At 68.6% G+C, this 20,502-nt stretch carries 18 protein-coding genes and 1 other RNA gene; 13 read left to right on the top strand and 6 right to left on the bottom strand.

The window, feature by feature from the left end; translation table 11 throughout:
* The 6 genes from EOW65_RS18850 to ileS form a co-directional block, all read right to left on the bottom strand.
* A partial coding sequence (locus tag EOW65_RS18850; RefSeq protein ID WP_128152079.1) for a DNA polymerase III subunit gamma/tau occupies nucleotides 1-1,233 on the bottom strand: 1,233 nt, incomplete at its 3' end.
* 94 nt (nucleotides 1,234-1,327) lie between these two features.
* Entirely contained in the window at nucleotides 1,328-2,170 is an 843-nt protein-coding gene (locus EOW65_RS18845; RefSeq protein ID WP_128152077.1) for a class I SAM-dependent methyltransferase, read from the bottom strand.
* A gap of 114 nt (nucleotides 2,171-2,284) precedes the next feature.
* Nucleotides 2,285-2,773 (bottom strand): cell wall hydrolase, encoded by a 489-nt coding sequence (locus tag EOW65_RS18840; RefSeq protein ID WP_128152075.1) that lies wholly within the window; start codon nucleotides 2,771-2,773, stop codon nucleotides 2,285-2,287.
* Between the two features lie 120 nt (nucleotides 2,774-2,893).
* Nucleotides 2,894-3,814 carry an endonuclease/exonuclease/phosphatase family protein gene (locus EOW65_RS18835; protein ID WP_128152073.1) on the bottom strand — a complete coding sequence of 307 codons (921 nt, stop codon included), beginning with the start codon at nucleotides 3,812-3,814 and terminating at the stop codon, nucleotides 2,894-2,896.
* Between the two features lie 98 nt (nucleotides 3,815-3,912).
* An RNA gene (ffs, locus tag EOW65_RS18830) (signal recognition particle sRNA small type) lies at nucleotides 3,913-4,011 on the bottom strand.
* A gap of 124 nt (nucleotides 4,012-4,135) precedes the next feature.
* Entirely contained in the window at nucleotides 4,136-7,042 is a 2,907-nt protein-coding gene (gene ileS / locus EOW65_RS18825; RefSeq protein ID WP_128152071.1) for an isoleucine--tRNA ligase, read from the bottom strand.
* A gap of 378 nt (nucleotides 7,043-7,420) precedes the next feature.
* On the opposite strand from ileS, the gene EOW65_RS18820 reads away from it, so the two are divergent.
* From EOW65_RS18820 to EOW65_RS18760, 13 genes are all read left to right on the top strand, one after another.
* Nucleotides 7,421-8,080 carry a DUF2927 domain-containing protein gene (locus tag EOW65_RS18820; RefSeq protein ID WP_240664795.1) on the top strand — a complete coding sequence of 220 codons (660 nt, stop codon included), beginning with the start codon at nucleotides 7,421-7,423 and terminating at the stop codon, nucleotides 8,078-8,080.
* Nucleotides 8,077-8,478, top strand: a complete 402-nt coding sequence (gene ybgC / locus EOW65_RS18815) for a tol-pal system-associated acyl-CoA thioesterase (RefSeq protein WP_128152069.1) — start codon at nucleotides 8,077-8,079, stop codon at nucleotides 8,476-8,478. The genes EOW65_RS18820 and ybgC overlap by 4 nt, the downstream gene beginning before the upstream one ends.
* Before the next feature lie 163 nt (nucleotides 8,479-8,641).
* The gene (tolQ, locus tag EOW65_RS18810) at nucleotides 8,642-9,337 is read left to right on the top strand and encodes a protein TolQ (RefSeq protein ID WP_128152067.1); all 696 of its coding nucleotides are present in this window, start codon (nucleotides 8,642-8,644) and stop codon (nucleotides 9,335-9,337) included.
* A gap of 3 nt (nucleotides 9,338-9,340) precedes the next feature.
* Nucleotides 9,341-9,826 carry an ExbD/TolR family protein gene (locus EOW65_RS18805; protein WP_121532022.1) on the top strand — a complete coding sequence of 162 codons (486 nt, stop codon included), beginning with the start codon at nucleotides 9,341-9,343 and terminating at the stop codon, nucleotides 9,824-9,826.
* Between the two features lie 12 nt (nucleotides 9,827-9,838).
* Nucleotides 9,839-11,242, top strand: coding sequence for a cell envelope biogenesis protein TolA (locus tag EOW65_RS18800; RefSeq protein WP_128152065.1), 1,404 nt, complete (start codon nucleotides 9,839-9,841; stop codon nucleotides 11,240-11,242).
* A gap of 107 nt (nucleotides 11,243-11,349) precedes the next feature.
* Nucleotides 11,350-12,669, top strand: a complete 1,320-nt coding sequence (tolB, locus tag EOW65_RS18795) for a Tol-Pal system beta propeller repeat protein TolB (protein WP_128152063.1) — start codon at nucleotides 11,350-11,352, stop codon at nucleotides 12,667-12,669.
* Nucleotides 12,670-12,737: 68 nt separating this feature from the next.
* Nucleotides 12,738-13,271, top strand: coding sequence for a peptidoglycan-associated lipoprotein Pal (gene pal / locus EOW65_RS18790; RefSeq protein WP_128152061.1), 534 nt, complete (start codon nucleotides 12,738-12,740; stop codon nucleotides 13,269-13,271).
* Nucleotides 13,272-13,275: 4 nt separating this feature from the next.
* The gene (gene ybgF / locus EOW65_RS18785) at nucleotides 13,276-14,121 is read left to right on the top strand and encodes a tol-pal system protein YbgF (protein ID WP_128152059.1); all 846 of its coding nucleotides are present in this window, start codon (nucleotides 13,276-13,278) and stop codon (nucleotides 14,119-14,121) included.
* Nucleotides 14,118-15,341 (top strand): tRNA lysidine(34) synthetase TilS, encoded by a 1,224-nt coding sequence (tilS, locus tag EOW65_RS18780; protein WP_240664793.1) that lies wholly within the window; start codon nucleotides 14,118-14,120, stop codon nucleotides 15,339-15,341. Before ybgF ends, tilS begins: the two co-directional genes overlap by 4 nt.
* Nucleotides 15,342-15,418: 77 nt before the next feature.
* Complete coding sequence (ftsH, locus tag EOW65_RS18775; protein ID WP_128152057.1) at nucleotides 15,419-17,314, top strand: ATP-dependent zinc metalloprotease FtsH; 1,896 nt, start codon at nucleotides 15,419-15,421, stop codon at nucleotides 17,312-17,314.
* Nucleotides 17,315-17,329: 15 nt separating this feature from the next.
* Nucleotides 17,330-18,124: a methyltransferase domain-containing protein gene (locus tag EOW65_RS18770; RefSeq protein ID WP_128152055.1), complete on the top strand. Its 795-nt coding sequence runs from the start codon at nucleotides 17,330-17,332 to the stop codon at nucleotides 18,122-18,124.
* Nucleotides 18,124-18,717 (top strand): MOSC domain-containing protein, encoded by a 594-nt coding sequence (locus EOW65_RS18765; RefSeq protein WP_128152053.1) that lies wholly within the window; start codon nucleotides 18,124-18,126, stop codon nucleotides 18,715-18,717. Before EOW65_RS18770 ends, EOW65_RS18765 begins: the two co-directional genes overlap by 1 nt.
* A gap of 53 nt (nucleotides 18,718-18,770) precedes the next feature.
* Entirely contained in the window at nucleotides 18,771-20,438 is a 1,668-nt protein-coding gene (locus EOW65_RS18760; protein ID WP_128152051.1) for a formate--tetrahydrofolate ligase, read from the top strand.
* Nucleotides 20,439-20,502 lie beyond the last annotated feature (64 nt).

Genomic DNA, 20,502 nt, shown 5'->3' with positions numbered 1-20,502 from the left:
GGGGCCGTGCACCGGCCCGCCGCCCGGGGCGGGGCCGCGCCCGGCCGGCGCCGGGGCGCCGGCACCGGGGCCGGACTGGATCTTGCGCATCAGCGTTTCCGGGTCGGGCAGGTCGGCCACATGGGTCATGCGAATGAGCGCCATCTCGGCCGCCATCATCGCGTTCGGCGCGGCCGAGACCTCCTCGATCGCCTTCAGCAGCATCTGCCACAGCCGCGAGAGCACCCGCATCGGGATCGCCGCAGCCATCGCCTGGCCGCGGGTGCGTTCCTCGGGCGGCACGGTCGGATCCTCGGCGGCCTCGGGGGTGATCTTGATGACCGAGACCCAATGGGTGATCTCGGCCAGATCGCGCAGCACCGCCATCGGATCGGCACCGTCGGCATATTGCTCGGCCAGCTCGGTCAGCGCGCCCGCCGCATCGCCCTTCAGCACCATGTCGAAAAGGTCGAGCACGCGGGCGCGGTCGGCCAGCCCCAGCATCGCGCGCACCTGCTCGGCCGTGGTCTCGCCCGCGCCATGGGCGATCGCCTGATCGAGGAGCGACATCGCATCGCGCACCGAGCCCTCGGCCGCGCGGGTGATGAGCGCCAGCGCGTCGCCCGCGATCTCGGCGTTTTCCTTCGCCGCGACACCCGCCAGATGCGCCATCATCACCTCGGGCTCGATCCGCTTCAGATCGAAGCGCTGACAGCGGCTGAGCACGGTGACCGGCACCTTGCGGATCTCGGTCGTGGCGAAGATGAATTTCACATGCGCCGGCGGCTCCTCGAGCGTCTTCAGGAGCGCATTGAAGGCCGAGGTCGACAGCATGTGCACCTCGTCGATGATGTAGACCTTGTAGCGCGCCGAGGCGGCCCGGTAATGCACCGATTCGATGATCTCGCGGATGTCGCCGACGCCGGTGCGCGAGGCGGCGTCCATCTCCATCACGTCGACATGGCGGCCCTCGGCGATCGCCCGGCAATGCTCGCACACGCCGCAGGGTTCGGTGGTCGGGCCGCCGCTGCCGTCGGCGCCGATGCAGTTCAGCCCCTTGGCGATGATCCGCGCGGTGGTCGTCTTGCCGACCCCGCGCACGCCGGTCATGATGAAGGCATGGGCGATGCGGTCGGAGGCGAAGGCGTTCTTCAGCGTGCGCACCATCGCCTCCTGACCGATCAGATCGGCGAAGGTGGCGGGGCGATACTTGCGGGCAAGGACCTGATAGCCGGTCGCGGGCGTGTCGGACATGAGTGCTCCTCTCGTCGGCGCGCAGTCTAGTCGCGGGGCGGGCCAAGTCAAACCGATGAGGGGCGTCGGCGGTGCGATGCGGGCGCGGGGGCGCTCAGGACCCGGCCGGCGCCGGCTTATGGCAGAGGATCTGAACCGGGTGGGTGCGGCGTTCCTCAATGTTGCGCGCGGTATTGCGCACGATCTGCAGCGCCTCCTTGCCCAGAAGGATGTGCAGGCCGAAAACCGGGGCCTGGCCTGTTTCCGCCAGCGCGATCGCGGCCCGGTAGCTTTGCAGGTATCTCTCGCCGGTATCCGTCACCTCGATCTGCGTGAACCCGGCCCGTTCGAGTGCCGCGACGGTGTCTTCGGGGCGCATCAGATAGGCGCCGCTGCCGTCCTTCGACCAGGGCACCGGGTGGTGCGGGGGGCCGACCTCGCCGAGCCCGTGTTCGGTCAGCGCAAAGAAGGCGCCGGGCTTCAGCACCCGGAAGGCCTCGGCGAAGAAGGCGCCGCGGTCGGGCACGTTCATCGTGACGTGCTGGGCGTAACCGCCGTCGAAGGTCGCGTCGCCATAGGGGAGCGTTTGCCCGTCCCCGAGCCGGCACTCCACCGCGTCCTGCATCCCGACGAGCGCACTCAGCCTGTTGGCGGCCTCGACGAAGGGGGGCGTGATGTCGATGCCGTCGACATGACAGTGGAAGCGTCGGGCAAGATATCTGGCGGGCCCGCCGATCCCGCAGCCGATGTCGAGAAGGCGGTCTCCCGCATGGATCGGCAGGATCTCGGCAAGTTCCACGGTGGCCTGAAAGCCCCTTGCGTGGAAGTGATCCACCGGGGCGAGCTGTTCGATCGTCACGGTCTCCGGGGCGATCCCGGCCTGACGCATCGCCTCCAGAATTCTGGAATAGACGTCGCCGTTGCCCCAATGATCGGAAATGGCCTGTGCGTCGGTCATCTGAACCTCCCTACTGGCTGCGGCAGAATAGCACAGTTCGCAGCTTCCGCGGGAGATTCGCGTGACGGGGCCGGGCGCCGGGCGATGTCGCCACCACCCGGGCGCGCCACCGCCTCAGCGCCCCGTGATGCCCTCGATCGGGGGCAGGGGCACGGGCTGGGTCACATAGGCGGCGGGGCGGCGCTCGTAGAAGGCGTTGCCGCCGGTGGTCACGACGTAATTCATGTTGTCGTAGTGATAGCTGCGGTTCGCGGTGTGGAAGAACTGCGCGTCGCCGATCAGCGGGTGGCGCTCGCCGCGCAGCACCGATTGTGCCGCCTCGCGGACATTGGTCTTGTCCTTCATCCGCTTGGTCATGATCCCCGGCGCGAACTGGCCGCGCTGACGCACCACGCCGCAGACCGAATTCGGATATTTCCGCGACTCGACGCGGTTCATCACCACGCTGCCCACCGCGACCATGCCGTCGCGGCTCGATCGGTTCGATTCGAAATACATCGCCCGCTCCATGCAATCGAGCGGCGTATGCCCGCAGCTTGCCAATGCGCCCAGTGCGGCGGCAAGGACAAGGGTGCCGCGCATGCCCGGTGTGACGAATGCCATGATGTGCCTGCTTTCTGCCCGGGGCGTTTCGCCCTCGTTGACGCGCAGAATACCAGAGCGCGCGAGTCGCGCCAAGGGATGCGGGCCGGGGGCGGCGGTCTGCCGCGCGGTCAGGGGCGGTCACAGGCCTGGCAGGTCGATCATCACCGCGGCATGGTCGCTGGCATGCGGCCGGTGCGACCCGACGCCCGAAAGCCGCGCGCTGGTGTCGCGCCGCGCCTCGCGGCCCAGTCCCGCGCGCAGGATCACGGGCACCGCCTGCGGAAAGACGTGCGCAAGGGCGGGCGAGGCCAGCAGGGCGTCGGGGCAATCGTAGCGCCCCGAATGCACGTCGAAATAGGTCCAGCGCTCGGAGGCGGGCAGGCGCTCCATCAGGTTGACGGTGAAGCCGTTCTCCAAGGGCGCGATGGCGCGCTCGGCACCGGGCAGGGCGCCATGCGGCTCGTTCAGATCGCCGACGATCAGCCACAACCCCGCGGCGGGCGCCTCGAAATAGCGCTCGATCAGCCGCCGAACCGCCAGCGCCTCCAGCCGGCGTGTGGTCCAGGCCGTGGCGACATCGGGGTAGGGCGATTTGAAATGGCACAGGAACAGGGTGAGCTGCCCCGCCGTCGCCATCAGGCAGTCGCGGCGGAAGACGGGGGCGAGCGGGTCGACGCCCGGCGGCGGCGCGATGTCGAAGTCATCGAGCGTCAGCGCGGCATGGCTGCGCAGCTCGGCAAGCGGCCGGCGCGAAAGGAGGGCAAGGTCGAGACCGCGGCCGTCATTGCCGGGCAGGCAGATCCGCTCGGGATAGGGGCGCAGCCCGGCGGGAAGCATGAACCGCTGATAGAAATGCTCGAGCGTCGCAAGGTCATAGACCTCCTGCAGCGCCAGAAGATCGGCGTCGATCGTGGCCAGCACCTCGGCCGTCAGGCGCCGGTCGATGGCGTCGAGGCCGGTCTCCTCTGGGGCGTCGCTGTCCCATGCCCCGTGCAGCTGCGGCCCGTCTGCGGATTTCAGCAGTTTCAGGTTCTGAAGGTTGAAGGTCGCGATGCGCATGATGGGACAAGCATCGCACCGCCCCCGCGCCGAGGCAAAGGCTGAATCGCCAAGGGGGAGCCCTGAACGGCTGTCGTCTCGACTGCGGGGAAGGGGAGGGGTGAGAGGCTGGACATCGACCCAAGCGGGGCTCGTTGCGGCTGCTTCCTTCCGGACCTGACCGGGTTGGCGAGGCGCTCGCCCGCGCCAACCTCTCAAGCGGTCATATAGGCAAGCCGTGCCGGATTCGCAACCCCGGCCTTGCACGGAACGAAGGGCTTTGGCGGAATGCGAAAGGGCGCCCGGATGGGGCGCCCTTCGAGTGCGGGATTTGCCTGCGGCTCAGCCGAGCGCGGCGTCGCAGCGCTTGCAGGTATGGGCATGCGCGTGGGTGCCGACGTCGGGCAGGATCTTCCAGCAGCGCTGGCATTTCTCGCCCTCGGCGGTCTCGAAGACCACCGCGACGCCCGGAACCTCGGGCAGGCGGAAGGCCTCGTTCGGCGCCGGATCGGTGGTCACGGTCAGCGCCGAGGTGATGCACAGGTCATCGAAGCGGACCGAGCGCAGCGCGGCGGCAAGGCCCTCGTCCTCGACATGCACGACCGGCGCCGCCTCGAGCGAGGCGCCGATCACCTTGGCGGTGCGCTGCACCTCGAGTGCGGCGGTGACCGCACGGCGGGCGCGGCGGATGCCCTCCCATTTCTGTGCGAGCGCCGCGTCCTTCCAGTCGGCGGGCGTCGCCGGGAAGTCCTGCAGATGGACCGAGCCATCCTCGGACGGGAAGCGGCTGAGCCAGACGTCCTCCATGGTGAAGGGCAGGATCGGCGCAAGCCAGGTGCTCAGGCGATAGAACTGCAGGTCCATCACCGTGCGCACCGCGCGCCGGCGCAGGCTGTCGGGCGCGTCGCAATAAAGCGCGTCCTTGCGCACGTCGAACCAGAAGGCCGAGAGGTCGACGGTGCAGAAGTTGAACAGCACCTGGAACACGCCCGAGAAGTTGAAGGCGCGGTAGTTGGCGTGCACTTCGGCATCGAGTTCGGCCAGACGGTGCAGCATCCAGCGTTCGAGCTCGGGCATGTCGGCGCGCTCGACCCGCTCGGCCTCGTCAAAGCCCGCCAGCGCGCCCAGCATGAAGCGCAGGGTGTTGCGCAGCCGGCGATAGCTGTCCGCGGTGCCCTTCAGGATCTTCGGCCCGATGCGCTGGTCGGCGGTATAGTCGGTCTGCGCCACCCACAGCCGCAGGATGTCGGCGCCGTATTCGTCGATCACCTCTTGCGGCGCGACGGTGTTGCCGATCGACTTGGACATCTTCATGCCCTTCTCGTCGAGCGTGAAGCCATGCGTCACCACGTTGCGATAGGGCGCGCGGCCGATCGTGGCCGAGGCCTGCAGCAGCGAGGAATGGAACCAGCCGCGGTGCTGGTCGGTGCCCTCGAGATAGACATCGGCGATGCCGTCCTTTGTGCCGTCCGCGCGGTCGCGCAGCACGAAGGCATGCGTCGACCCGCTATCGAACCACACGTCGAGCACGTCATAGACCTGTTCATAATCCGACGGATCGACGATGCCCGCGAGCACCTTTTCCTTGAAACCTTGCACATACCAGACATCGGCGCCGTCCGCCTCGAAGGCGGCGGCGATCCGGGCGTTGACCTCGGCATCGCGCAGCAGGAAATCTGCGTCGGTGGGTTTCGCGCCCTTCCTGGTGAAGCAGGTGAGCGGCACGCCCCAGGCGCGCTGGCGCGACAGCACCCAGTCCGGCCGGTGCTCGATCATCGAGTGCAGGCGGTTGCGGCCGGAGACCGGGGTGAACTTCACCAGCTCCTCGATCGAGCGCAGGGCGCGGGCGCGGATGGTGTCGCCATAGCTGCCCATGCCGTCGTCGAGGGTGTGGTCGATCGCGGCGAACCACTGCGGCGTGTTGCGATAGATCACCGGCGCCTTCGAGCGCCAGGAATGCGGGTAGGAGTGCTTGATCTTGCCCTTCGCCAGCAGCGCACCCGCCCAGGCGAGCTGCTTGATGTTCGAGACGTTCGCCGGGCCTTCCTTGCCGTCCTGATCCAGGATCGCCTGACCGCCGAAGATCGGCAGGTCGGTGCGATAGGTGCCGTCGGCCTCTACATTGTAGGTCATCGGCAGCCTGAACTTCACGCCCAGCTGATAGTCGTCGTCGCCATGCGAGGGGGCGGTGTGGACAAAGCCGGTGCCGGCGTCCTCGGTGACGTGATCGCCGGGTAGCATCGGCACGTCATAATCCCACTCGCTCTGCGCCTCCTCGAGCCCGGCATAGGGGTGCTTCAGCACCACGCCCTCAAACTCGGAGGTCGCGACGTCGCGCAGCCGGGTGAAGCCCGTCACCTTCGCCGCGGTCATCACGCTTTCCGCCAGCGCATCGGCCAGCACCAGAAGCTCGCCCGCGACGGCGGTCGATTTCTCGTCCGCCGCATCGACGCGGTAAAGCCCATAGGCGATGCCCGGGTTATAGGCGACCGCGCGGTTTTGCGGGATCGTCCAGGGGGTGGTGGTCCAGATCACCACCGCCGCCCCGTCAAGCCCGGCAACCGGGCGGAACCGCACCCAGATCGTGTGGCTCGTATGGTCGTGATATTCGACCTCTGCCTCGGCGAGCGCGGTCTTCTCGACCGGCGACCACATCACCGGCTTCGAGCCCTGATAGAGCGTGCCGTTCATCAGGAATTTCATGAATTCCTCGGCGATCACCGCCTCGGCATGGAAATCCATCGTCAGATAGGGATCGGCCCAGTTCCCGGTCACGCCGAGCCGCTTGAACTCCTCGCGCTGCACGGTGACCCAGTTCTCGGCGAACTTGCGGCATTCCTGACGGAAGGCGACGGTGTCGACGTCGTCCTTGTTCAGGCCCTTGGCGCGATACTGCTCCTCGATCTTCCATTCGATCGGCAGGCCGTGGCAGTCCCAGCCCGGGACATAGCGGCTGTCGTGGCCCATCATCTGATGGCTGCGCACGATGATGTCCTTGATCGTCTTGTTCAGCGCATGGCCGATGTGCAGGTGGCCGTTCGCGTAGGGCGGGCCGTCGTGCAGCACGAAGGAGGGGCGGGCGTCATTGCTGCCTTTGGCGCGCAGCTGGTCATAGATCGCCAGCCGTTCCCAGCGGGCCAGCCATTCGGGCTCGCGCGCGGGCAGGCCCGCGCGCATCTGGAACTCGGTTTCGGGCAGGAAGACGGTGTCGCGATAGTCGACGGTGGTTTCGGGCGTGTCAGCGCACATCGGAAGAAGATCCTCGGCTTGAAGGAAGGGGGGCGCGCAGCCCGCGCCCGCGGCTTGCAGCAGTCCCGGCCACCCTGACGCGTCAGAGCGCCGGGCCGGTAATTCGACGAATGATGTGCACAAGCCGGGTCATGGCGCGCCTTATAGGCGGCGCCGGCCTGCGCGGCAAGCGCCGGTTGGGGGCGCTGCCCCCTCGGGCTTCGCCCTCACCCCCGAGGTATTTCGGGCAAGGCGAAAGCGCCGAGAAGTTTTTGCGTCCAATTGCCTCAGATTTCCCGGGGGGGGGTGAGGGCGAAGCCCGAGGGGGGCGCCTCCTTTACCCGGCCTTTTCCTTGCCGGGCCGATGGCCTAGGGTGGCGCCGATCTGCGGAGGGGCCGATGAGCGACGAGACGGGGATGCTGAAAGCCGATGACATCGCGGCGATGTTCACGCGCGCGGGCGGGGGCTATCTCTTTGCCCGCTGGGGGCGTCCGGTGGTGCCGGTGGTCTTCGGCGTCGATGCGTCGACCCTTGCCACGGTGAAGGGCGCGGTCGAGGCGGTGGTGACGCTGGCCGGCCATCAGATGGCCGAGACCGACCCCGAGCTTGGCGCGAACCTGATGATCTTCTTCTTCCGCGACTGGCAGGAGCTCCTCGAGGTGCCGAACCTCGACCGGATGATCGAGGGGCTCGGCGATCTCGTTGCCCGGCTCGAGGGGGCGGGGGCGAACCAGTATCGGGTCTTCCGCTTCGATGCGGCGGGGGCGATCCGGGCGTGCTTCGCCTTCGTGCGGATGGATGCGGCGCTCGACGAGGTGCCGGCCGAGACCATCGCGTTGAGCCAGGCGGTGCAGATGATCCTGCTCTGGGGCGAGACGGCCTTTGCCGCCCATCCGCCGCTTGCCACGGCGCGCGGCGTGACGGTGCTGCGCCCCGAGGTGGCGGCGCTGATTCGTGCCGCCTATGACCCGGTGCTGCCCGCCGTCGCCCAGGACGCGAGCCATGCGCTGCGGCTCGCCGCCCGGCTGGCCGCGCCGCGGCCGGAGGGCACGGCATGACGCATCACTTCCCGGTCCGGGTCTATTACGAGGACACCGACCTTGCCGGCATCGTCTATTACGCGAACTATCTGAAGTTCATCGAGCGCGGCCGCACCGAATGGGTGCGCAGCCTCGGCATCGATCAGGTCGCGCTGAAGCGCGATCACGGCCTTGTCTTCGCGGTGCGCCGGGTCGAGGCGGACTATCTGCGGCCGGCGACGTTCGACGACGAGCTGACGGTGACGACCGGGCTGTCCGCTGTGGCGGGCGCGCGACTCATCCTCGAGCAGGCGGTCTGGCGCGCGGGCGAGAAGCTGTTCACCGCCGCGGTGACCATCGTGTGCCTGAGCGAGACCGGCGCCCCTGCGCGTCTGCCGGCCGAGTTGCGCCAGCGGCTGGTGCCCTCGCTGCACTGAGACCTGGGCCGGAACGAGCCCTGCATCTGCTGCAATGCCGCATCAGCCGTGGCGCGATGACGCAGATGTTATGGCGCTCCCCCTGAACCTCGGATAGAATCACTGTTAAGAGAGCCGCGAAAACGGCTTCGACCGAGAGCAGTGAACGCCTAAAGGCACGATTATGGACCAGCAAACCCTTGCGATGGGGCAGGAGATCGATTTCTCGCTGCTTGCACTTTTCCTGCGCGCATCGCTGACAGTGAAACTTGTGATGATTATGCTCACCATGGCCAGCTTCTGGTCGTGGTCGATCATCATCCGGAAATTCATCACCTTCCGCGCCGCGCGCGCCGAGGCTGATGCCTTCGATCGCGCCTTCTGGTCGGGCGAGCCGCTTGACGAGCTCTTCGACCAGATCGGGCCTTCGCCCGAGGGCGCGAGCCAGCGCATCTTCGCCGCCGGCATGCTCGAGTGGCGCCGCTCGCACCGCCATGACGGCGAGCTGATCGCTGGCGCACAGGCGCGCATCGACCGCTCGATGGATGTGGCGATCGCGAAGGAGGCCGAGAACCTGAACTCGGGGCTGAGCTTCCTCGCCACGGTGGGCTCGACCTCGCCCTTCATCGGTCTCTTCGGCACCGTCTGGGGGATCAAGGTCGCCTTCGAGGAGATCGCGATCTCCCAGAACACCTCGCTTGCCGTTGTGGCGCCGGGCATCTCGGAGGCGCTCGTCGCCACCGCGATCGGCCTGATCGCCGCGATCCCGGCGGTGATCTTCTACAACAAGCTTTCGGGCGATGCCGACAAGATCACCTCGGGTTACGAGGCCTTCGCCGACGAATTCGCCACCATCCTTTCGCGCCAGCTGGACGCCTGAGCCATGGGCGCGGGGGTGATGAAGAAGGCCGGTGGCAGCGGACGCCGCCGGCGCGGGGGCAAGGGCCGGCACGCCGTGATGGGCGAGATCAACGTCACGCCGATGGTCGACGTGATGCTGGTTCTGCTCATCATCTTCATGGTGGCGGCGCCGATGATGACGGTGGGCGTGCCGCTCGAGCTGCCGAAGACGGCGGCGAAGGCGGTGCCGACCGAGCAGGAAGAGCCGCTGACGGTCTCGCTGCAGCTTGACGGCACGGTGTCGCTGATGAACTCGACGGTGCCCGAGGCGGAACTCGTCGACCGGCTGCACGCCATCGCGCAGGAGCGCGACAGCGACAAGATCTACCTGCGTGCCGATGGCGGTATCGAATATTCGCGCGTCGTCGAGGTGATGGGGGCGCTGAACGCGGGCGGCTTCAACAACATCATTCTGGTCACCGACACCGGCGGCCCCTCGCTGACGGGCAAGGCTCCTTCGGGGAACTGACGCGCCATGCGCATGGACAGGGCAGAGAAGATCGGCACGGAGGTCTCGGCGGCACTGCATATCGCGGTGATTCTGCTGGCGATCTTTGGCACCGACTGGTTCCCGCCGGAGCCGCAGGAACAGGTGCAGATGACGCAGGTCTCGGTGATCTCGCAGGCCGAGTTCGACGCGATCGCCGCCGCCGCACCGAAACAGGGCGCGAACAGCGAACCCGCCGTGCCCGCGGGCGGCGAGGCCTCGGCCGCGACCGATGCGCCGGCACAGCCGGAACCCGCCCCCGCGGCCGCCGAGCCCGCCCCGGCGCCCGCCGAGGAAGCGCCCGCGCCCGCGCCGCAATCCTCGCCCGTGCCGCCCTCGAAGCCCGCCCCGGCGCCCGAGCCGCAGCCCGACATGACCGCGGTCGCGGAGCCGACGCCGCCCGCCGAGGTGGTCGAGGTGCCGCCGACGATGATGCCGCCGGTGGTCGAGCCGCAGGACACGACCTCGCCCGATTTCTCGCCGCGCCCGGTGGCAAGGCCCGCGCCACGCGTCGCGCCGACCCCGGCGCCCGCGCCGGAGCCTGACGCGAAGGTCGCCGAGGCGCCCGTCGCCGAGACGAAGCCCGCCGACACGCCGAAGCCCGAGCCGGTCGAGAAGCCGAAGCCCGAGGCCGCGCCGAAGGAGGCCGCGACCGAGATCACGCCCGAGACGAAGCCGGTCGAGGAGCCCGCCAAGACCTCGGCGCCGGCCAGCGTGCCGCGCCCGCAGACGCGGCCCGCGAAGCCCGTCCCCGCGGAGACGAAACCGGCCGAGACCAAGACCGCCTCGAACGACAAGGCCACGGACAAGGCCTCGGACAAGCCCGCCGACAAGGCGCCTGCGGCCAAGCCCGCGGACAAGGCGACGGACAAGGCCTCTGGCACCGGCAAGGCGACGGACAAGGGCACCGGCAAGGCCACTGACAAGGCGTCCGACAAGGCTTCGGGCACGCCGGCGAAATCGGGCGCCTCCGGCAAGTCGGGCAGCGCGAGCGGGGTCAATGACGCGCTGGCCGAGGCGATGACCTCGGAAACCGGCACCGGTTCGGGTGGCCTCGGCATCGCCGAGAACGGCCCGCCCGTGACTGCCGGCGAGAAAGAGGCGCTGATCGTCGATGTGAAGGCGTGCTGGAACACCGGCGCGCTCAGCTCGGAGGCGCTGCGCACCACGGTGACGGTGCTCGTCGACATGGGCCAGAACGGCAAGCCCGACGTGAAGTCGATCAAGATGAAGGGCTTCACCGGCGGCTCGGAAGCCGCGGCGAAACAGGCCTTCGAGGCGGCCCGCCGCGCGATCGTGCGCTGTGGTTCCGACGGTTTCCCGCTGCCCGCCGAGAAATACGGCTGGTGGAAGCAGATCGAGATCGTCTTCGACCCGAACAAGATGAGGATGAAGTGACGCGTGCGCCGCAGGGAGTCGGAAAAATCCGGCTCTCCGCCGCTTGTGATGTGCCGCGACGCAGAAATTGGATACAACGGGCAAAAGCCCAAGCCAGGGAAAAGAGCATGTTCCGTTTTGCATTGGCCGCGCTGGCGGCGCTGATGATCGGCCCGGGGGCGGCGCTGGCGCAGCAGGGTCCGCTGCACATCGAGATCGACGAGGGCGTGATCGAGCCCTTGCCCTATGCCCTGCCGAGCTTTGTCGCGGAAACCGGCGGCGCGGGCGAGATGGCGGCGCAGATCTCGCAGGTCATCAATGCCGACCTGAGCGGCACGGGCCTCTTCCGGCAGATCCCCGAGAACGCCTATCTGCAGCGCTTCTCGAGCTTTGACACCCCGGTCAGCTATGCCGACTGGCAGGCGATCAACGCGCAGGCGCTGATCGTCGGCGGCGTGTCGACGTCGGGCGGCAAGGTGGTGGTCAAGTTCCGCCTCTTCGACGTCTACTCGAACCAGCAGCTGGGCGACGGCCAGCAGCTTGCGGCCAGCCCGCAAAGCTGGCGCCGTCTCGCGCATAAGGTGGCCGACGTGATCTATAGCCGGATCACCGGCGAAAGCGGCTATTTCGACAGCCGCGTGGTCTATGTCTCGGAGAGCGGGCCGAAGGACAAGCGCCTGAAACGCCTCGCGATCATGGATTACGACGGGGCGAACGTGAACTATCTCACGGATTCGAGCACGATCGTGCTGGCCCCGCGCTTCTCGCCCACCGGCGACCGCATTCTCTATACCACCTTCGAGACCGGCTTCCCGCGGATCAAGCTGATGAACGTCGGCAATGTCAGCGGCCAGCTGCTGCCCGAAGTGCCCGGCACGATGACCTTCTCGCCGCGCTTCTCGCCCGATGGCAACTCGATCGTCTATTCGCTCGAGCAGAACGGCAACACCGACCTCTACAAGATGTCGGCCTCGGGCGGCTCGCCGGCCCGGCTGACGAATTCGCCGGCGATCGAGACCGCGCCGTCGTTCAGCCCCGATGGATCGCGCATCGTCTTCGAGAGCGACCGCTCGGGTGGCCCGCAGCTCTACATCATGCCCGCGGGCGGCGGCGAGCCGACCCGGATCTCCTACGGTGATGGCCGTTACGGCACCCCGGTCTGGTCGCCGCGCGGCGACATGATCGCCTTCACCAAGCAGGCGGGCGGACGCTTCTTCATCGGCGTGATGCGCACCGACGGCTCGGAAGAGCGGCTGCTGACCGCCTCCTTCCTTGACGAGGGTCCGACCTGGTCGCCGAACGGCCGTGTCATCATGTTCACCCGCGAAAGCCCCGGTGCGGGCGGCGGCGCTCAGCTTTTCACCATCGACATTTCAGGGCGGAACCTGAAGAAGGTCGGCAACGCCGGCGGGGCCTCCGATCCGGCCTGGTCGCCGCTTCTGCCCTGAGGCCGATTCACAAGGCATTCCGAACCTGTTACCTTCGCCCGAAAGGGCAAACTCAAAAGGCGGTACACATGAACTTCGCACCCAAGGCAGTGATCCTGCTGGCAGTCCTCGGCCTCGCGGCCTGTAACAACCCCGACAAATACGGCTCGGGCAATGGCGTGGTCGATCCGGGCGGCGCTTACGGCAGCGGCACCGGCGACGGCTCGGTTTCGCAGGGCTCGATCAGCGACCCGAATTCGCCGGCCTATTTCAACGCCGCCGTCGGCGACATGGTGCACTTCGTGGTCGACCAGTCGACGCTGACCGACGAGGCCCGCAACATCCTGGCCGGCCAGGCGAAGTGGCTGAACGCGCACGGCAAGTACTCGGCGATCATCGAAGGCCATGCCGACGAACAGGGCACCCGCGAATACAACCTCGCGCTTGGTGCGCGCCGCGCCTCGGCGGTGCAGGAATTCCTGATCTCGCAGGGCGTCGCCGGCTCGCGTCTTCGCACCGTCTCCTACGGCAAGGAACGCCCGCTCGCGGTGTGCTCGTCGGAAGACTGCTATGCCAAGAACCGCCGCGCGGTCACGGTGATCTCGCTCGGCGCGGGGAGCTGATCTGATGCGGCGGGTGATGCTGGGGGCGGCCGTGGCGCTGGCGCTGGCAGCGCCCGCCCATGCGGCCGACAAACAGACGCTGGCCGACATCCGCGCGGAACTCGCGCAGCTGTCGGCCCAGCTTCAGGGCCTGCGCTCGGAGCTGGTGGCGTCGGGCGCGAAGGGCATGCAGGCGGCGGGCGGGGCCTCGGCGCTGCAGCGCATGGACACGATGGAGGCCGAGCTGAGCACGCTCACCTCCCGCACCGAGGAATTGCAGAACCGCATCGACCGGGTCGTCAAGGACGGCACCAACCGGGTCGGCGATCTGGAGTTCCGCGTCTGCGAGCTCGAGGAGGGATGCGATCCCTCCAGCGTCGGCCAGGGCGCGCCGCTTGGTGGCGCTGCGCCGGCCGCAAGCGCGGTGACGGCCCCCTCGGCGCCGAGCACCGGGTCCGCCTCCTCCTCCTCGGGCGGTGGCGATCTCGCAATGAACGAGCAGAGCGATTTCGACCGGGCCAAGGAGGTGCTCGGTCAGGGTGACTTTCGCGGCGCCGCTGACCTCTTTGCGACCTTTGCCGAAACCTATCCGGGTGGCCCCCTGACCGACGACGCGATGTATCTGCGCGGTGACGCGCTGCATCAGGCGGGCGACGTTCCGGGCGCGGCGCGGGCCTGGCTCGACGCCTTCTCGGCGGCGCCCGAGGGCAAGCGCGCGGCCGACAACCTGCTCGAACTCGGCAAGTCGCTGGGCGAGCTCGGTCAGAAGAACGAGGCCTGCGCGACGCTGGCCGAAGTGCCGGCCCGCTTCCCCTCGTCGCAGGCGGCGGGGCAGGTGTCCTCGGCACAGGCGAGCCTCGGCTGCCAGTGACGCCGGACCTGCCCGCGATCCTGAAACAGGCATTTGGCCCCGATGCGCCCCCGCGTGTCGGGGTTGCCGTTTCCGGCGGCGGGGATTCGACGGCGCTGCTGGTCGGGTTGCATGAGGCGGGTTTCGACCTTGCCGCGGTGACGGTGGATCACGGATTGCGCGCGGGCTCGGCCGAGGAGGCGGCCGAGGTCGGCCGGATCTGCGCCGGTCTTGGCGTGCCGCACAGCGTGCTGAACTGGGAGGGCGCCGCGGCCGAGGGCAACCTGATGGACGCGGCGCGACGGGCGCGGCTGCGGTTGATCGGGGCCTGGGCACGGGAGCGCGGGATTGCCGATGTCGCGCTTGGCCATACCGCCGATGACGAGGCCGAGACCTTCCTGATGCGCCTTGGCCGGGAGGCGGGGCTCGAGGGCCTTGCCGGGATGCGGCGGCGCTTCGTCGCCGAGGGGGTCACCTGGCACCGCCCGCTTCTGGGCGTGACCCGCGCCGACCTGCGCGCGGCGCTGCGCGCACGCGGGCTTGGCTGGATCGACGATCCCTCGAACGACAATCCGCGGTTCGGCCGGGTGCGGGCGCGGCAGGCGCTTGCCGCGCTCGCGCCCCTTGGCATCACGCCCGCGACGCTGGGCGCGGTGGTGCGCAACCTTGCCGCCGCCGATGCGGTGCTGAGCGAAACGTTGTGCCGCTTCGTGGAGGCGGCGGTGACGACCCCCGCGGGCGACGTGGTGATCGCGCGGGCGGGGTTCGACGCTCTGCCGCCCGAGCTGAAGCGGCGGCTTCTGAACGCCGCGCTGCGCTGGATCTCGGGCAGCGATTACCCCCCGCGTGCGGCCAAGGTGGCCGATCTGCTCGCAGGGCTGGCAGTGCCGGGCGACCGCACGTTGCATGGCTGCCGCATCCGCATGGGACGCGATGCGCTGCGCCTGACCCGCGAGGCGGCGGCGGTCGCCGCGCTGCGGGTGCCCGCGGGCGAGCGTTGGGACCGCTGGGTCCTGACCGGCCCCGCAGCACCGGGGCGCGAGATCGCGGTGCTTGGCGAGGGCGGGCTTGCCCTGTGTCCGCACTGGCGCGAGACCGGACTGCCGCGTGCAAGCCTGCTCGCCTCCCCCGCCGTCTGGCACGGTGGCGTGCTGATCGCGGCGCCGCTGGCCGGGCTCGAAAACGGCTGGAAAGCGCGAATTGACTGCGGCGCATTTGCGGAGACGCTAATCAGACGTTGAACCTGACCGCGTAATCCCTATTTTCACCCGGTAAAGGCCCGGCGGAGACCGGTCCCCGTCTATTCTGGAGGTTCCCCTTGGGCAACGCACGCAATCTGGCCTTCTGGGCCGTGCTGTTCCTGCTGATTCTCGCGCTGTTCAACCTTTTCGGAGACGGGCAGGCCTCGATGAATGCGCGGCAGGTCGCCTATTCGGAATTCATGACCGCCGTCAACAAGGGCGAGGTCAAGTCCGTCCAGCTTGACGGTGAGGACGTGCGCTATCAGATCGCCGACGGCACCACCTATTCCACGGTGAAGCCGGAGGCGGACGAGATCGCCGAGAAGCTGATCGACAAGGGCGTGCAGGTCAATGTCGTGAAGCAGGCGCAGTCGGGCTTCATGTCGCTGCTGGGCGTCTGGCTGCCCTTCATCGTGATGATCGGGATCTGGATCTTCTTCATGAACCGCATGCAGGGCGGCGGCAAGGGCGGCGCCATGGGCTTCGGCAAGTCGAAGGCCAAGCTTCTGACCGAGAAGCAGGGCCGCGTGACCTTCGATGACGTCGCAGGCATTGACGAGGCCAAGGAAGAGCTCGAGGAGATCGTCGAGTTCCTGCGCAACCCGCAGAAATTCTCGCGTCTCGGCGGCAAGATCCCGAAGGGCGCGCTGCTCGTCGGCCCGCCCGGCACCGGCAAGACCCTTCTCGCCCGCGCCATCGCCGGCGAGGCGGGCGTGCCCTTCTTCACCATCTCGGGCTCCGACTTCGTCGAGATGTTCGTGGGCGTCGGCGCAAGCCGTGTGCGCGACATGTTCGAGCAGGCGAAGAAGAACGCGCCCTGCATCGTCTTCATCGATGAAATCGACGCCGTGGGCCGTGCCCGTGGCGTCGGCATCGGCGGCGGCAACGACGAGCGCGAGCAGACGCTGAACCAGCTTCTGGTCGAGATGGACGGTTTCGAGGCGAACGAGGGCATCATCATCATCGCCGCCACGAACCGCAAGGACGTGCTTGACCCCGCGCTGCTGCGTCCGGGCCGTTTCGACCGGCAGATCCACGTGCCGAACCCCGACATCAAAGGCCGCGAGAAGATCCTCACCGTGCATGCCCGCAAGGTGCCGGTCGGCCCCGATGTCGATCTGCGCGTGATCGCGCGCGGCACGCCGGGCTTCTCGGGCGCCGATCTCGCGAACCTGGTGAACGAGGCGGCGCTGATGGCCGCCCGCGTCGGTCGTCGCTTTGTCACCATGGAAGACTTCGAGCAGGCCAAGGACAAGGTGATGATGGGGGTCGAGCGGCGCTCGATGGTGCTGACCCCCGAGCAGAAGGAAATGACCGCCTATCACGAGGCCGGCCACGCTGTCGTCGGGATGAAGCTGCCGAAATGCGACCCGGTCTATAAGGCGACGATCATCCCGCGCGGTCAGGCGCTTGGCATGGTGGTGTCGCTGCCCGAGATGGACAAGCTGAACTACCACAAGGACGAGGCCAAGCAGAAGATCGCCATGACCATGGCGGGCAAGGCGGCCGAGATCCTGAAATGGGGTGAGGAACACGTCTCGAACGGCCCGGCCGGCGACATCATGCAGGCCTCGGCGATTGCCCGCGCGATGGTGATGCGCTGGGGCATGTCGGACAAGGTCGGCAACATCGACTATTCCGAGGCGCATGAAGGCTATCAGGGCAACACCGGCGGCTTCTCGGTCTCGACCAAGACCAAGGAGCTGATCGAGGAAGAGGTCCGCGAACTGATCGACGCCGGCTACAAGGAGGCGCGCCGCATCCTCATGGAAAACCAGGAGGACTGGGAGCGTCTGGCGCAGGGGCTGCTGGAATACGAGACCCTGACCGGCGAGGAAATCCGCAAGGTGATGTCGGGCGAGGCGATCCACGGCGACGACGGCAACACGCCGGGCGGCCTGCCTTCGGTCACCTCGGTGCCGAAGACGAAACCCGCCAAGGGGCCCGACGCCGCGCCGGAACCCTCGGCGTAAGCGGGGGCGGCGGCGATGGCCCGGTCTCGCACCGAAGGCGCCGACTGGAATCCCGAAAGCTACGGCCGCTTCCGCGATCTGCGGGTGCGGCCGGCGCTCGATCTGATGGCGCGGGTGGGCGAGCTGCCCGCCGGCAAGGTGATCGACCTCGGCTGTGGCGCGGGGGCAGTGGGGGCGGCGCTCGCCGACCGCTGGCCCGGGCGCAAGATCGTCGGCGTCGATGCCTCGCCCGCGATGATCGGCAAGGCGGCGGCGACCGGCGCCTATCATCGTTGCGACCTTGCCGACATCCGCAGCTGGGAGCCGGGCAAGCCGCCGGCGCTGATCTTCTCGAATGCCGCGCTGCACTGGCTCGACGATCACGCCACACTCTTGCCGCGGCTCGCAGGGCTGCTGGCGCCCACGGGGGGGCTGGCGGTGCAGATGCCGATGCAATGGGGCGCGCCCTCGCATCGTTTCCTGCGCGATCTGGCCGCCGAGATGTTCCCTGACCGTTTCGATTTCACCGGCTGGGTGCCGCCGGTGGCGCCGCCGCTCGACTATGCGCGGATGCTCGCCCCGCTCGGCGAGGTCGACGTCTGGACCACCGATTACATTCAGCGTCTGGCCCCCGAGGGGGCGGTGCATCCGGTGCGCCGCTTCACCGAGGCGACCGCGCTGCGCCCCTTCGCGGCCAAGCTGAACGAGAGCGAGCTTGCGGGCTTTCTGGTGCGCTACGAGGGCGCGCTCGACGCCGCCTATCCGGCCGAGCCGGACGGGGCCGTGCTCTTCCCCTTCCGCCGTCTCTTCCTGATCCTGAGGGTCGCCTGATGCCTGCGCTGAAATCCACCCAGTTTCACGGCGAGATCGTCTTTCTGGGCCTGGTGCGGCCCGGCGCGGGGCTGGCGTCCGAGTCGGTGTCGCAGCTTGTTTTGGGCTTTGACGGCGCCACGGGGGAAGCCCATTCCGGCCGCACCCGGGGGAGCTGTTCGCGCGTGACCGAACAGCACCTGCCGGGCACCGAGATCGCCAACACCCGGCAGCTGACGATCCTGTCCGAGGAGGAGCTGGCCGAGACCGCCTTCGCCATGCGCCTGCCGCATCTGGCGCCCGAATGGGTCGGTGCCTCGATCGTGCTGCGCGGCCTGCCCGATCTGACCCATCTGCCGCCCTCGTCGCGGTTGCAGGGCCCCGATGGCGCAACCCTTGTCGTCGACATGGAGAACCGCGCCTGCGTGCTGCCCGGCAAGGTGATCGAGACCGTGCACCCGGGCGCCGGGCCGCGCTACAAGCCCGCGGCACAGGGCCGGCGCGGCGTCACCGCCTGGGTCGAGCGGTCGGGCGTGCTGGAACTCGGTCAGAGCCTGCGCCTGCACATCCCCGATCAGCGCGCGTGGTCGCGGATGTCCGACGTCCGCGGCTGAGCCCGCTTTCCCCTGTTGGCGTAACGGGTTAGGCTCCGCCGAGGAGGACCCAGATGCTGCCCGATATCGAGATTGCCCGCGCCGCCCCGAAACGTCCGATGCCCGAGGTCGCCGCAAAGATCGGCATCCCGGACACCGCGCTGATCCCCTATGGTCGCGAGATCGCCAAGATCGACCGCGCCTTCCTGGACGAGATCGAGCCGCGTGCCGAGGGCCGGCTGATCCTTGTCACCGCGATCACCCCGACACCCGCGGGGGAGGGCAAGACCACCACCACCGTGGGCCTTGGCGACGGGCTGAGCCGGATCGGCAAGCGCGCCGCGATCTGCATCCGCGAGGCCTCGCTCGGCCCGAATTTCGGGATGAAGGGGGGCGCGGCCGGTGGCGGGCGGGCGCAGGTGGTGCCGATGGAGGCGATGAACCTGCATTTCACCGGCGATTTCCACGCCGTGACTGCGGCGCACAATCTGCTCGCCGCGATGATCGAGAACCACCTCTATTGGGGCAACGGCCTTGGCCTCGATCCGCGGCGGATCAGCTGGCGGCGGGTCATCGACATGAACGACCGGGCGTTGCGCGACATCGTGACGGGGCTGGGTGGCGTCGCGAACGGCGCGCCGCGGCAGACCGGCTTCGACATCACCGCGGCCTCGGAGGTGATGGCCTGCCTGTGCCTCGCGCGCGATCTGGGCGATCTCGAGGCGCGGCTTGGCCGGATCGTGATCGGCGAGCGGGCCGACCGCAGCCCCGTGACCTGCGCTGAGCTGGGCGCGGCGGGGGCGATGGCGGTGCTGTTGCGCGACGCGTTGCAGCCGAACCTCGTGCAGACGATCGAGCACACGCCGGCCTTCGTCCACGGCGGCCCCTTCGCCAATATCGCGCATGGCTGCAGTTCGGTCATCGCCACCCGCGCGGCGCTGCGGCTCGCGGATTACGTGGTGACCGAGGCGGGGTTTGGCGCCGATCTCGGTGCCGAGAAGTTCTTCGACATCAAGTGCCGCAGCGCCGGGCTGGTGCCCTCGGTTGCGGTGATCGTGGCGACGGTGCGGGCGCTGAAGATGCAGGGCGGCACGGCGCTGGCCGACCTCGGCCACGAGGACGTCGCGGCGCTGAGCCGGGGCTGTGCGAACCTTGGCCGCCACATCTCCAACACCCGCGGTTTCGGGGTGCCGGTCGTCGTGGCGATCAACACCTTCGACAGCGACACCGAGGCCGAGATCGCCGCGCTCGTCGAGTATGCCGCGCATCAGGGCTGTCGTGCGGTGCTGTGCCGGCACTGGGCCGAGGGCGGCGCGGGGGCCGAGGATCTCGCGCGCGAGGTGGTGCGTCTGGCCGAAGGGCCGGGCGGCTTCGCGCCGCTCTATCCCGACGAGATGGGCCTTTTCGAGAAGATCGAGGAGGTGGCAAAGCGGATCTACCACGCCGATGCGGTGATTGCCGAGGCCTCGTTGCGCGCCCAGCTTGCGGCATGGGAGGGGCAGGGCTTCGGCGCGCTGCCGGTCTGTGTCGCGAAGACGCAATATTCCTTCTCGACCGACCCAAAACGGCGCGGCGCGCCGAACGGGCACAGCGTCACCCTGCGCGAGGTGCGGCTTTCGGCCGGGGCGGGCTTCGTCGTGGCGATCTGCGGCGAGATCCTGACCATGCCGGGCCTGCCGCGAGCCCCCGCGGCGGAGCGCATCGGCCTGACCCCGTCGGGCGAGATCGAGGGGCTGTTCTGAGCGGGCGGGCTTGAGCCGCGGCGCGGAAGCTGCGATAGATCCGGCGAGCGACAGCGAAGGATGC

This window comes from Paenirhodobacter ferrireducens (assembly GCF_004022265.1).
GTDB classification, from domain to species: domain Bacteria; phylum Pseudomonadota; class Alphaproteobacteria; order Rhodobacterales; family Rhodobacteraceae; genus Rhodobacter; species Rhodobacter ferrireducens.
Note: the sequence above shows the minus strand (reverse complement) of the source record. Positions and strands in the feature narration are given on the sequence as shown.